We start from the raw sequence: 12,678 nt of genomic DNA on the forward strand, positions 1-12,678 counted from the left end.
GGTTCGACGCCTCGATGAACCCGCTCCCCCGGGGCTGTATCGACACTGCACCTTACGAGCAACAGAGACCGCCACGACGGTCGCCTGGAGTACAAATGTACACCCTCGAATTCTGGCAACAACGTGCCTCGGACCTCTACCTCCCGGCCAATGCACTGATCGACGGCAAGCCCGTCAGCGCACAGGACGGCGCCACCTTAGCTGCCGTCAACCCCGCTACCAACAAGGTGCTGGCCCAGGTCACCGCCTGCGGCCAGGCCGAGGTCGACCTGGCCGTCGCCAGCGCCCGCAGGGCTTTCGAACAAGGCCCATGGCCGCGCATGGCCCCGGGCGAGCGCAAGAAAGTGCTGCTGCGCCTGGCCGAGCTGATCATGGCCCATCGCGAAGAACTGGCCCTGCTCGACTCGCTGAACATGGGCAAGCCAGTCATGGACGCCTACAACATTGACGTGCCGGGCTCGGCGCAGGTGTTTGCCTGGTACGGCGAGGCGCTGGACAAGCTGTACGACCAGGTGGCACCCACCGCGCCCAACGCGCTGGCCACCATCACCCGCGAAGCCCTCGGCGTGGTCGCCGCCGTGGTGCCGTGGAACTTCCCGCTCGACATGGCCGCCTGGAAGCTCGCCCCGGCGCTGGCTGCCGGTAACAGCGTGGTGCTCAAGCCCGCCGAGCAATCACCATTCTCGGCCCTGCGCCTGGCCCAGCTGGCGCTGCAGGCCGGTGTGCCGGAAGGCGTGCTGAACGTGGTGCCGGGCCTGGGCGAGCAGGCCGGGCAGGCGCTGGGCCTGCACCCGGACGTGGATTGCCTGGTGTTCACCGGCTCCACCCAGGTGGGCAAGTACTTCATGCAGTACTCGGCACAGTCCAACCTCAAGCAGGTATGGCTGGAGTGCGGCGGCAAGAGCCCCAACCTGGTGTTCGAAAACTGCCAGGACCTGGACCTGGCTGCGGAAAAGGCGGCATTCGGTATCTTCTTCAACCAGGGTGAGGTGTGCTCGGCCAACTCGCGGCTGTACGTGCAGCGCTCCATCCATGACGAGTTCATCGAGCGCCTGCAGGCCAAGGCCCGTCAGTGGCTGCCAGGCAACCCGCTGGACCCGGCGAGCCGTGCCGGTGCCATTGTGGATGCCGGGCAGACCGGCCGGATCGAAACCGCCATCGCCCGTGCCGGGCAGGACGGGGCGCGGTTGGTGTGTGGTGGCCGGCGCCTGACTATCGACGGCTCGGACAATTACATCGAGCCGACCATTTTTGCCGGTGTCGATGGCCGTATGAGCCTGGCGCGGGAAGAGGTATTCGGGCCGGTGCTGGCGGTCAGTGCCTTCGACAGTGAAGAGCAGGCCGTGCGCCTGGCCAACGACAGCATCTATGGGCTGGCGGCGTCGGTGTGGAGCGATGACTTCAACCAGGTGCACCGCGTGGCGCGGGCTTTGAAGGCCGGCACCGTGTCGGTGAACACGGTCGATGCGCTGGACGTGACGGTGCCGTTCGGCGGCGGCAGGCAGTCCGGGTTTGGCCGCGACCTGTCGCTGCACTCGTTCGACAAGTATTCGCAGCTCAAGACCACCTGGTACCAGTTGCGCGCCTGATCCCTGAAGGCATACCCAGGACCTGTAGGAGCGGCCTTGTGTCGCGACAGGGCTGCAAAGCAGCCCCAGGGTTTCAGCACGGATGCACAAATTGCCGGGGCTGCTTTGCAGCCCTGTCGCGACACAAGGCCGCTCCTACAAGGGCCGGTGCTGGCTAGAGAGGCCATGCAAGACTAAATTTCTTCTCTAGCCCGGCAAAAAGCCCGTCCGCCCTCTACACTGCTGCGGGTATCAGCCAAGGCAATGTGCCATACATGGAGTACCTGAGATGGGCTGCGTGTCGAATGGTCGTGCTGCTGGCAACGCCGGACGTGGCATTTCACTGCAGTGGCTGGTGGCACTCGCCATCGTGCTGGGCATGTTGCTGCTCGGCGCCGCCCTGGCCTGGCAGGGCTATCACGGCATTCGCCAGACCTTGGTGGCCGCAGCGGGTGATTCTGCCCAGCAAATTGGCAAGACCATCGACGAGCGCGCCCGGCGCCTGATCGACCCGGTGCACAGCAGTATCCGCCTGCTCGCCCACAACCCGGCCGCGCAAACCCCGGCGCAGCGCCTGGAACGCTTGCCGCAACTGGTCGAGACGCTGGACGCCAACCGCATGCTCAGTGCTGCCTACATGGGTTACCCCAGTGGTGAGTTCCTGCTGGTGCGCCGCTTGCGCGACCCGCAGTTGCTGCAGCGTTTCGCCGCGCCGCCGGGCACTGTGTTCCTGGTGCAGAGTGTCAGCCGTGAGGGCGGGGCGGTGCAGGGTGAATGGCGCTTCTACGACCACGCGCTGAACCTGCTGCAGGCCCAGGCCAAGCCCGAATACCGCTACGACCCGCGCACGCGCCCGTGGTTTGTCGAAGCCAGCGCCCAACCCACCACCGTGCTGACCCACCCCTATGTGTTCTACACCACCCGCGAGATCGGCCTGACCATGGCCCAGCGCAGCGTCGACGGCGGGGCGGTTATCGGCATGGACGTTTCGGTCGATGACCTGGCCAGCGAGACCCAAGGCCTGCGCATGACCCCCGGCACCGAGATCGTCGTGGTCGACGATCAGGGCAGCGTGGTGGCCTACCCGGACTTGCAGCGGGTAATCGTGCACGAAGGGCAGGCCGTGCGCCTGTCGCGCATCGGCGAACTGGGCATCCCCAGCCTGGAGCACCTTTACGCCGACCTGCCGCAAGGCACCCGCCCGCAGCCTTATCAGGTGGACGGCCAGACCTGGTATGGCATGCGTGTGCCACTGACCAACCTGGCCGGGCAGGACCTGCAGGTGCTGATTGCCGTGCCAGGCCATGAGTTGCTGGCCGGTGCGCGCAAGGTACTGCTCGAACAGTTGCTCTGGACCGCCGCCCTGATAACCGTGCTGCTGGTGCTCGGTGGTGTGCTCGGCCGGCGCATCGGCCGCCCGTTGCGGTTGCTGGCCGAACAGCTGCAAGGCGTGGCGGGTTTTGATTTCAGCCGCGAAGTCGGGGTGCGCTCGCGGGTGTCCGAGGTGCGTGAACTGAGCCGCGTGCTCAGCCGCATGTCCGGCACCATCCGCAGCTTCCAGGCGATTACCCTCACGCTCAGCCGCGAGCGCGACCTGGAGCGCATGCTCGACGGTGTGTTGACCCATCTGGTGGAAGCCGCCGGGGTCAATGCCGGCGTGGTGTACCTGTTCGATGCCGAACATGCCTTGCTGCGCCTGGCCGCGGCCTGCCGTGGCGAGCAGTACCCTGGCGAGCTGGCCGTGGATGAGACTGCCCAGCAGCACCTGGCCACGGCGGTGACCCAGGCCCTCGGCCTGCATGAGGGCAGCATGGCCTTGGTGTTGAATGACCGTAGCCAGGCGTTGCTGGGCATCCTGGTCCTGCAACTGGGCGATGGGTCTGTACACGAGCAGACAGGCCAGCCGTTCCGCAGCTTTGTTGCCGAACTGTCCGGGGTGGTGGCGGTGGCCATCGAGACGCGTCAGCTGGTCGAAGCCCAGCAACGCCTGCTGGATGCCATGATCAAGCTGCTGGCCGATGCCATCGATGCCAAGAGCCCCTATACCGGCGGCCATTGCGAGCGGGTGCCACAACTGGCGCAGATGCTGCTGGACCAGGCGGTGGCGGCCGAAACCGGCCCGTACGCCAGCTTCAGCATGACCGCGGCTGAACGCTACGAATTCCACGTGGCGGCCTGGCTGCACGACTGCGGCAAGGTCACCAGCCCCGAGTATGTGGTGGACAAGGCGACCAAGCTGGAAACCTTGTACAACCGTATCCACGAGGTACGCATGCGTTTCGAGGTGCTCTGGCGGGATGCCGAGCTGGCCTATTGGCAAGGCCTGGCCAGCGGTGGCGACCAGCAGGCGCTGCAAGCCACCCTGGCGCGCAGCCAGGCGCAGCTGCAGGACGACTTCGCCTTCGTCGCCCAGGCCAACATCGGCGGCGAGTTCATGCAGGACGCCGACATCGAGCGCCTGCAGCAGATTGGCCAGCGCCGCTGGCAGCGCCATTTCGACAACCGCCTGGGCATCTCCCGTGATGAGGTGGAGCGCTTTGCCGATGTGCCTGCGCCTGCGCTACCGGTTGACGAACCACTGCTGGCCGACCGCCCTGAGCATTGCGTGCCCTGGGGCCCGCGCAAGCCCCCGGTGGCCAAGGGCGACCCGCGCAACCGCTGGGGCTTCGACATGCGCTTGCCGGCCTACGCCAGCAATCATGGCGAGTTGTACAACCTGGCGATCCGCCGCGGCACGCTGAATGATGAGGAACGCTTCAAGATCAACGAACACATCGTGCAGACCATCATCATGCTCAGTTCCTTGCCGTTCCCCCGCCAGCTCAAGCGGGTGCCGGACATCGCCGGCAACCACCACGAGAAAATGGACGGCAGCGGCTACCCGCGCCGGCTGGGCGAGCAGGACCTGGGCATTGCCGAGCGGGTGATGGCGATTGCCGACATCTTCGAGGCGCTGACCGCGGCCGACCGGCCCTACAAGGCGCCGAAGACCGTGTCCGAGTCGGTGAAGATCCTGGTGGGCATGGCCCGTGGCGGGCACATCGACGGCCAGCTGCTGGAGCTGTTCCTCAGCAGCGGGGTGTACCGCCAGTATGCCGAGCGGTTCCTGCGTGCCGAGCAGATTGACGAGGTGGATGTGGCGTACTGGCTGGGGCAGATGCGTTGCCCGGCTTGAACGAAAAATCAGATTTAACCCCTTCCTTGTAGGCCATTTCCCAAAGATACTCACGCCGCCTGTTTCCCGTTGCGGCTGCTTTGGCAGCGCTCTAGTCTCAGCGGGTCGCTGCACATCAGCGATCGGCTTTGACAGGCCGCTTCGGGTTGATCGCATGGCTGAGGTTTCAATGGCAGCTGTGCGTAGGGCACGTTCGCGTGCGCCGGTAACTGATCAACTCCGCCGGTCTGTCAACCTACGTGCAGTTGCCGCCCTCCCGTTTGACAGCAGGTGTGTGGTAGCTCCATCAAGGAGTTGATTCATGCTGAAAGTTGTCCCCGATCCACCCCACATCCCCCCATTCCTTGGAAGACACCTTGATCCAGATGCAGATGCCCGATGGGCGCAGCACTTTGCATTAAGGCTTTATTGATTTGTCGCCAAGGCTGGCCTCTTCGCGGGTGAACCCGCTCCCACAGGATCACCACAGACTTCAAGACTTGCACAGTACCTGTGGGAGCGGGTTTACCCGCGAAAGGGCCGGCTCAGGCACTCGAGATATTTCAGGGGGATTGAATAATGACCACAGAAGACACCCAATTCACCGTCGGCAAGACCACCTTCTACCAAGGTGAAAACGGCACCCATCCACTGTTCCGCATCGAGCCCGGCATCCCCTGCCGCGATGCCCGCGAGCAGTCCTCGGAGTTGATGGGCTATGTCCGCGAACTGACCATTACCGGCCTGATGGATGAGAAACCGATGATGATCTGGGCCGCCCATTACCTGAGCGCGATGGCCAAGGCGCTGATGGATGATGCCGAGCTGGGCATGACGCACTGAGGTATCGCAGGCAGGCGCGGTTTCCTGTAGGAGCGGCCTTGTGTCGCGAAAGGGCCGCAAAGCGGCCCCGGCGTTTTTGCGGTGATGCACAGATCGTTGGGGGCGCTTCGCACCCCTTTCGCGACACAAGGCCGCTCCTACAGGAATCGCGCCGTCCATGAGGAACAGGGCACGGCCATCAGTGATCGCTCACCTCATTCATACTCCTGCGCCCCGGCAATATGCCGCCCGGCCACATAGCCAAAGGTCAGCGCCGGGCCCAGGTTGATGCCACCCGACGGATACCAGCCGCCAAACACGCTGGCCATGTCGGTACCCGCCGCATACAGGCCAGCAATCGGCTGCCCAGCTGCATCCAGCACCCGGGCATTCCCGTCGGTGCGCAGCCCGGCGAAGGTGCCAAAGCAGCCGGGCTGCACCTTCACCGCATAGAACGGCCCATGCTCGATGGGCGCCACGCAAGGGTTTGGCCCCTTGTGCTGCGGGTCACCCTGCTTGCGGTTGAACGGTGTGGAACCACGGCCGAACGCCGGGTCCTGGCCGTTGCGGGCATGGTTGTTGAAGTCGCTGACCGTGGCGCGCAACCCTACCGGGTCGATGCCGCAGGCCTCGGCCAGCTGCTCGAGGGTGGCACCCTGCTTGAGATAGCCGCTGCGCACGTGCGGCCACACCGGCAGCGGCGCCGGGCGGGCGTGGCCCAGGCCGTAGCGGCGCAGGAAGCGGTGGTCGCAGACCAGCCACGAACACACCTCTTCGCCCTGCGGCACCGCCGCGATCATCGCTGACACATAGTCGTAGTAGCCATGCGCTTCGTTGACGAAACGCTTGCCGTCGGCCAGCACGCCGATGATGCCCGGTTTGCCGCGTTCGATGATGTGCGGGAAGTGGCCGACACTGCCGTCGCGGTGCGGCACTCGCGAAACCGGCGCCCAGGCGACCGGCGACTTCAGGTCGGTGGCGACCACACCGCCGGCCGATTCGCCCAGGCGCAGGCCGTCGCCCGAACAACCCTTGGGGGGCAGGGCCAGGTTGTCGTGGCCGCTGGCATCGCGCGGGAACAGTTGCCGACGGCGGGCATTGTCGTTGGGGAAACCACCCGCCGCGAGTACCACGGCCTTGGCACGGATCAGTTGCTCGCCCTGCGGTGTAGCCACCAGCGCCCCCCGCACCTGGCCATCCTCGACCAGCAGGCGTTTGGCCGGTGCCGACTCCTGCAGGCGCACGCCCAGGTCCTGCGCCGACCTGGCCAGGCGGGCCACCAGCGCTACGCCGTTGACCAGGTGCATCGCCCGGCCATACCGGGCCAGGTGGTACAGGTGGCGGCCAAAGCGTTTGCACACGTGCAGCAAGGCCTTGGGCGAGCGGGTCATGTTGAGGAACGCGGCAAGGTCGGCACCCGCCATTATCGGCATGCCCATGAATGAGGTTTCGCGCATGGTCTTGCGCAGGCGTGGCAGCAGCGCACCGACCTCGCGGGCGTCATAGGGCGCGGCAATCACCTGGTGCCCGCCCTGGGCCGCGCCCGGTGTGTCGCCATGCATGTCGGGGATGCCGTTGCCGTCGGCAAACTGCAGCGCCGTGTGCTTTTCGAAAAACGCCACCATGTGCGGACAGGCTTCGAGAAAGGCGTCGACGCGTTCGGCGTTGTAATACGCCCCCAGTTCATTGCGCAGGTAGGTACGCGGCTGCTCGATGTCTTCCTCGATACCGGCCCGGCGTGCCAGCGGGTTGCGCGGCACCCAGGCCCAGCCGCCGGACCAGGCGGTGGCGCCGCCGAACACTGGCTCCTTTTCCACCACGATCACCTTCTGCCCGTGCCAGGCAGCCGTCACGGCCGCAGCCAGCCCGGCGGCACCAGAACCTATGACCAGTACATCGCATTCGGTTTCGTAGGGAGCGGAAGGCATTGCGGGATTCCTGTGTTGTTATTGGAACAAGGTTCCACATTATTATTGGCAGCGAATCGGCCTGCAAGGGTGTGGCGGCCCTGCCGGGCAAGTAATGGGCGATAACCGGACAGTTCGTGTCGCGCTGGCTGCAGCGGCTATCGGCGGTATGGAATCATCTTCTAGAATTCGCAAAAATTTCAGGGACCTGTGTCATGGCTGGTAGTCAGATCGAACGCGCCTTCAGTCTTGTAGAAAGCCTTACCGGTGAACCGCAAGGGCTGCCGTTGCAAACCCTGGCCGAGCGCCTGGACATCCCCAAGAGCGCCACCCATCGCATGCTCACCGAGCTGGTGCGGCTGGGCTATGTGCGGCAGAACCGGGACAACAGCCGCTACCAGCTGTCGGCCAAGCTGGTGGCGCTGGGCTTCCGTTACCTGGCCAGCAGTGGTGCCGACATCATTCAGCCGATTCTTGACCGCCTGGCCCAGGACAGCGGCGAACTGGTGCGCCTTGGCGTGATCGACGGTGCCCGCCAGACCTGGATCGCCAAGTCCCAGGGCGCCCGTTCCGGGCTGCGCTACGACCCGGACATGGGCCGCGACGCACCGCTGTTCTATACCGCGTCCGGGCATGCCTGGCTGGCCAGCCTGGACGATGAGCAGGCGCTGCAGATGGTATTGCGCCAGGGCATTGCCGACCCGGCGCAGTTCGGCCCGAATGCGCCGCGCTCCACCGACGAGTTGCTCACCTACCTGCGCCGCGCCCGCGAGCGCGGTTATGCCTGGGTCGAGGAAACCTCGGCCATCGGCACCTCGGCCCTGGCTGCGGTGGTGCGCCGCCCGCAAAGTGACGAGGTGATCGGTGTGCTGAGCATCGCCGGGCCCAGTGCGCGCCTGGCGCAAAGCCGCCTGGCAGAACTGGCGCCGCTGTTGCTGGCGGCGGCGGAGGAACTGTCGGCGGCCAGCCGGGCCAGTGAGTTGTTCGCCTGAAGGTGCATTTCCGGTCGATTACCGCACACTCTGTTCTGCGGCTGCTTCTGAAAAGCGAAACCTGGTTCTAAATTGTTGAATGTAGATTGTGGAATCGAATTCCGGAATCTGCATCACAACAATGACAAGAGGACAGGCTGTTGAACGCACCCCTTCGTATTGCCTTGATCGGCGCCGGCAGCATGGGCCGCCAGCATTACCAGCATTTGCTAAATGTGCCGCAGGCCCAGCTGTGCGCTGTGGCCGACCCGGGCCCGCAGGCCGAGGCCTTTGCTGCCGAATGTGGCGTGCCCTGTTTTGCCGACCACCGCCAGATGCTGGAGCACGCGCGCCCCGAGGCAGTGATCGTCGCCAACCCGAACAACCTGCATGTCGCCACCGCCCTGGACTGCGTCGAGGCCGGTGTACCGGTGCTGGTCGAAAAACCGGTGGGCGTGCACCTGGATGAAGTCCGCGCGCTGGTGGAAGCTTCGCGCCGCCACAATGTGCCTGTGCTGGTCGGCCATCACCGCCGGCACAACCCGCTGATCGCCAAGGCTCACCAGGTGATTGCCGACGGCAAGCTGGGCCGGCTGATCAACGTCACCGCACTGTGGCAATTGCAAAAGCCCGACAGCTATTTCGAAACCCCGTGGCGCCGCGAGCCGGGCGCTGGCTTCTTGCTGACCAACCTGATCCATGACCTCGACCTGCTGCGCCACCTGTGCGGCGAGGTGGTACAGGTGCAGGCATTCACCCGCAACGATGTGCGCGGTTTTGCCAACGAAGACAGCGCCGCGGTGCTACTGCAGTTCGCCAATGGCGCATTGGGCAGCCTGACTGGCTCCGACGCGGTGGCCGCGCCGTGGAGTTGGGAGCTGGACTCCGGCGAAAGCCCGGTCTACCCGCGCCAGGATGGCCAGCCTTGCTACCTGCTGGCCGGCACCCAAGGGGCCCTGAGCATTCCGCAACTCAAGCGCTGGCACTACGCCGAGGTCGGGTCGGGCTGGCACACGCCGTTGTTGCAGAGCGAGGAAAGCATCCCCGCCGGCGAGGCATTGACGTTGCAGCTGCAACACTTCGTGCGGGTTGCCCGGGGTGAACAGGCGCCGCTGATCGATGCCGCCGATGGTGGCCGTACCCTGGCGCTGATCGAGGCGATCCGCCAGGCAGCGGAAACTGGCCGGGCCTGTGCGCCCGAGCACATTGCTTGACTTGTCTGGTGACGATAATGACTGAACGAATTTTCTCCCTGGCGGCCCTGACGGTACTCGAGCTGACCCCGCCGGACATGGTCGAGGCAGCAGCCCGCGCCGGTTACAGCCACGTTGGCCTGCGCCTGGTGCCCGCCACCGAGCAGGAACAGCATTTCCCGCTGGTGGCCGACGCCGGCCTGCGCCGGCAGACCCAGGCGCGCCTGCGCGACACGGGCATCAAGGTGCTCGACCTCGAGATCCTGAGGCTGAAGCCGGAAACCTGTGTAGCCGATTTCGAGCCGATCCTGGCGGTGGGCGCCGAGCTGGGCGGCACGGAGCTGCTGGTGGCTGGCAACGACCCGGATGAAGCGCGGCTGACCGAGCGCTTTGCTGCGTTGTGTGACCTGGCGGCGGGGTATGGCATTCATCCGCATCTGGAGTTCATGCCTTGGACTGATGTGCGTGACCTGCGCCAGGCCATGCGGGTGGTGGCCAACGCTGACCGTGCCGATGGCTGTGTGCTGGTGGATGCCTTCCACTTCAACCGCTCCGGTTCTTCGCTGGACGATCTGGCGCAACTGGCACCGCAGCGCATGCGCTATGCCCAGCTGTGCGACGTTGCCGGCCCGGTGCCGGCCGAGATGGACGAGATCCTGCGCCAGGCACGCAACGAGCGGCGCTTCCCGGGCGAGGGCGATGCCGATCTGGTTGGCCTGCTGCGCGGTTTGCCGCCAAGTGTGCCGTTGAGCCTGGAGATCCCCACACGGCAGTTGCTGGAACAGGGCATGAGCGGCGAACAGCGTGCGCGCATGGCGCTGGAGAAGGCCATGGCAGTGCTGGCCAGAGTCTGATTGATAGCGCGCGGCGCATGGCACGGGCTACCGCCCGTGTTCGCGGGCACGCCCGCTCCCACAGAGCTGCACATGATTCACTGACCTGGCAGGGGCCTTGTGGGAGCTGCAGATTTGCGGTGAGGCTGATGGCCCTATCGCCGGCAAGCCAGCTCCCACAGGTACAGCGCGTGGCTTGAGCCCTGTGGAGCACCTGTGGGAGCGGCTTTAGCCGCGAACACCGGCGCAGCCGGTGCCACGCACCGCGTTGGATTCTTCGCGGCTGAAGCCGCTCCCACAGGTACAGCGCATGTCTTGACTCAGGCGCGACCCCATATAGTGCGTGTATCAGATTGATCAAAAAAAGGCCCGCAAGCGCCCCGCAGAGAAGTGTGCCATTGAGCCTGGAGATCCCCACGCGGCAGTTGCTGGAACAGGGCATGAGCGGCGAACAGCGTGCGCGCATGGCGCTGGAGAAGGCCATGGCAGTGTTGGCCAGAGTCTGATTGATAGAGCGCGGCGCATGGCACGGGCTACCGCCCGTGTTCGCGGGCACGCCCGCTCCCACAGGTACAGCGACAAGCTCTAGAGCAACGCTGTAACTGTGGGAGCTGGCTTGCCGGCGATGAGGCCGGGCAGGCAAGAACTGCTGTTTGCTGACTGGCCAAAAAAAGGGCCCGCAAGGGCCCCGTAGAGGAAAATGGTCAGCGCGTTCAGGCGCTCTCGATCTTGCGTGGTGCCATGAAGTACATCCACGCCAGCGCCAGGAAGTACATCGCCGGGATCATGGTGAACAACACGGCATAGTTGTTGTTGGTAGCGGTCAGCACGCTACCGACGATCTGCGTCATGAACATCCCGCCAATCGCAGCGCACATGCTGCCGAAACCGAACACCGTGCTCACCAGGTGCTTGGGCGTGTAGTCCATCACCAGGCTCCAGATATTCGCTGTCCACGCCTGGTGTGCACCCACCGCCAGCGAGATGGCCGCCACCGCGACCCACAGGCCACTGGCGTTGGCGGCAAAGGTGACGCTGACCATGGTGCAGGCGAAGATCAGCATCGACACCAGCCGCGCCGTGGTAGCGCGCACGCCACGGCCGATCAGCCAGGAAGACAGGATGCCGCCGCCAATGCTGCCGAAGTCTGCCGTCAGCCAGATGATGATCAGCGGGATACCCATCTGGGTCACGTTGATGCCCAGGCTGTATTGCTGGTTGAGGAACGGTGGCAGCCAGTACAGGTAGAACCAGAACACCGGTGCGGTAATCGCGTAGGCCACCGCGAACGCCCAGGTGCCAGGCAGGCGCAGGATGCGGCTGAACGGCACGCGGGTCGGCTCGGGCTCGTCATCCTGCTGGATGTACTCCACCTCGCTCTGGCGCACGCGCGGGTGATCTTCAGGGTTGTAGTACTTCAGCACCCACAGCACCACCCACACCAGGCCCAGGCTGCCCATGGCGATGAACGCGGCCTGCCAGCCCCACACGGCCAGAATCAGCGGCAGCAGGGCCGGCGTGACCATGGCGCCGACGTTGGTGCCGGCGTTGAACAGGCCGGTGGCGATGGCCCGTTCGCCAGCCGGGAACCACAGGCGCACGGTCTTCACGCAGGCCGGGTAGTTGGCGGCCTCGGTCAGGCCGAGGATGAAGCGGCAGACCATGAAACCGGCGGCCGAAGTGGCCAGGCCGTGAGCGCCGGTAGCCAGGCTCCACAGCAGCACGGCGAAGAAGAACGCGCGTTTTACCCCGACCTTGTCGATCAGCCGGCCCTGCAGCAGGAAGCCGACCGCATAGCCGACCTGGAACCAGAAGTTGATGTTGGCGTAGTCCATCGCCGTCCAGCTCATTTCCTTGGCCAGGACGGGCTGCATGATGCCGAGCGCAGCACGGTCGATGTAGTTCAGGGTGGTGGCGAAGAACACCAGGGCGAGCATGCCCCAACGGGTCTTGCCGACGCCGAAGGCGCCGCGAAGCTTGTCGCCGATCGAACCCTGGGGCATCCGGGGGGCGGCGGGGGTGATCTTGGAGTGGTTCATAAACTGCTCGATTCTTGAAATTGTATTCAGCTGCGGTGCTACGAGTACGTGACCGGTTCCCAGGCAGGGGGGCACGCAAGGCCGGTGCATGGTGAGCAGTGAAGGCGGCAGCGTCAATTGAAGGGAAGGGCTAGTGTTCGGTTACCGAACGGTTGCGTCGGGCCCTTGGGCGCAGCCAAGGGCAGCGTAGT

The 12,678-nt window shown here is 65.2% G+C and carries 8 protein-coding genes and 1 pseudogene; 7 read left to right on the forward strand and 2 right to left on the reverse strand.

The window, feature by feature from the left end:
* Positions 1 to 95 precede the first annotated feature (95 nt).
* The 3 genes from CAG00_RS01760 (at position 96) to CAG00_RS01770 (ending at position 5,565) form a co-directional block, all read left to right on the forward strand.
* The gene (locus CAG00_RS01760) at positions 96 to 1,589 is read left to right on the forward strand and encodes an aldehyde dehydrogenase (protein ID WP_085663302.1); all 1,494 of its coding nucleotides are present in this window, start codon (positions 96 to 98) and stop codon (positions 1,587 to 1,589) included.
* A gap of 268 nt (positions 1,590 to 1,857) precedes the next feature.
* Positions 1,858 to 4,743, forward strand: a complete 2,886-nt coding sequence (locus CAG00_RS01765) for an HD domain-containing phosphohydrolase (RefSeq protein ID WP_085663303.1) — start codon at positions 1,858 to 1,860, stop codon at positions 4,741 to 4,743.
* Between the two features lie 558 nt (positions 4,744 to 5,301).
* On the forward strand, positions 5,302 to 5,565 hold the full coding sequence (locus CAG00_RS01770) for a DUF3077 domain-containing protein (RefSeq protein ID WP_085663304.1): 264 nt from the start codon (positions 5,302 to 5,304) through the stop codon (positions 5,563 to 5,565).
* A gap of 194 nt (positions 5,566 to 5,759) precedes the next feature.
* Here CAG00_RS01770 and CAG00_RS01775 read toward each other — a convergent pair whose 3' ends face one another.
* On the reverse strand, positions 5,760 to 7,472 hold the full coding sequence (locus CAG00_RS01775) for an FAD-dependent oxidoreductase (RefSeq protein ID WP_085663305.1): 1,713 nt from the start codon (positions 7,470 to 7,472) through the stop codon (positions 5,760 to 5,762).
* A 194-nt stretch (positions 7,473 to 7,666) separates the two neighbouring features.
* On the opposite strand from CAG00_RS01775, the gene CAG00_RS01780 reads away from it, so the two are divergent.
* From CAG00_RS01780 to CAG00_RS27475, 4 genes and pseudogenes are all read left to right on the forward strand, one after another.
* A complete protein-coding gene (locus tag CAG00_RS01780) occupies positions 7,667 to 8,443 on the forward strand; it encodes an IclR family transcriptional regulator (RefSeq protein WP_085663306.1) in 777 nt (258 codons plus the stop codon).
* A 140-nt stretch (positions 8,444 to 8,583) separates the two neighbouring features.
* Positions 8,584 to 9,636, forward strand: coding sequence for a Gfo/Idh/MocA family protein (locus CAG00_RS01785; RefSeq protein ID WP_085663307.1), 1,053 nt, complete (start codon positions 8,584 to 8,586; stop codon positions 9,634 to 9,636).
* A gap of 17 nt (positions 9,637 to 9,653) precedes the next feature.
* Complete coding sequence (locus CAG00_RS01790; RefSeq protein ID WP_085663308.1) at positions 9,654 to 10,469, forward strand: sugar phosphate isomerase/epimerase; 816 nt, start codon at positions 9,654 to 9,656, stop codon at positions 10,467 to 10,469.
* 368 nt (positions 10,470 to 10,837) lie between these two features.
* Positions 10,838 to 10,954 (forward strand): annotated as a pseudogene (locus tag CAG00_RS27475) (sugar phosphate isomerase/epimerase); the annotation flags it as partial.
* A gap of 207 nt (positions 10,955 to 11,161) precedes the next feature.
* Here CAG00_RS27475 and CAG00_RS01795 read toward each other — a convergent pair.
* Complete coding sequence (locus CAG00_RS01795) at positions 11,162 to 12,487, reverse strand: MFS transporter (protein WP_085663309.1); 1,326 nt, start codon at positions 12,485 to 12,487, stop codon at positions 11,162 to 11,164.
* Between the last annotated feature and the right edge of the window lie 191 nt (positions 12,488 to 12,678).

Source organism: Pseudomonas sp. B5(2017) (genome assembly GCF_002112825.1).
In the GTDB taxonomy this organism is placed as follows: Bacteria; Pseudomonadota; Gammaproteobacteria; order Pseudomonadales; family Pseudomonadaceae; genus Aquipseudomonas; species Aquipseudomonas putida_Z.

Excerpts from the sequence above, each read along its gene's own strand:
- CAG00_RS01790 (WP_085663308.1), top strand. The coding sequence starts at position 9,654 with ATGACTGAACGAATTTTCTCCCTGGCGGCCCTGACGGTACTCGAGCTG.
- CAG00_RS01770 (WP_085663304.1), top strand. The coding sequence starts at position 5,302 with ATGACCACAGAAGACACCCAATTCACCGTCGGCAAGACCACCTTCTAC.
- CAG00_RS01760 (WP_085663302.1), top strand. The coding sequence starts at position 96 with ATGTACACCCTCGAATTCTGGCAACAACGTGCCTCGGACCTCTACCTC.
- CAG00_RS01775 (WP_085663305.1), bottom strand. The coding sequence starts at position 7,472 with ATGCCTTCCGCTCCCTACGAAACCGAATGCGATGTACTGGTCATAGGT.
- CAG00_RS01795 (WP_085663309.1), bottom strand. The coding sequence starts at position 12,487 with ATGAACCACTCCAAGATCACCCCCGCCGCCCCCCGGATGCCCCAGGGT.
- CAG00_RS01765 (WP_085663303.1), top strand. The coding sequence starts at position 1,858 with ATGGGCTGCGTGTCGAATGGTCGTGCTGCTGGCAACGCCGGACGTGGC.
- CAG00_RS01780 (WP_085663306.1), top strand. The coding sequence starts at position 7,667 with ATGGCTGGTAGTCAGATCGAACGCGCCTTCAGTCTTGTAGAAAGCCTT.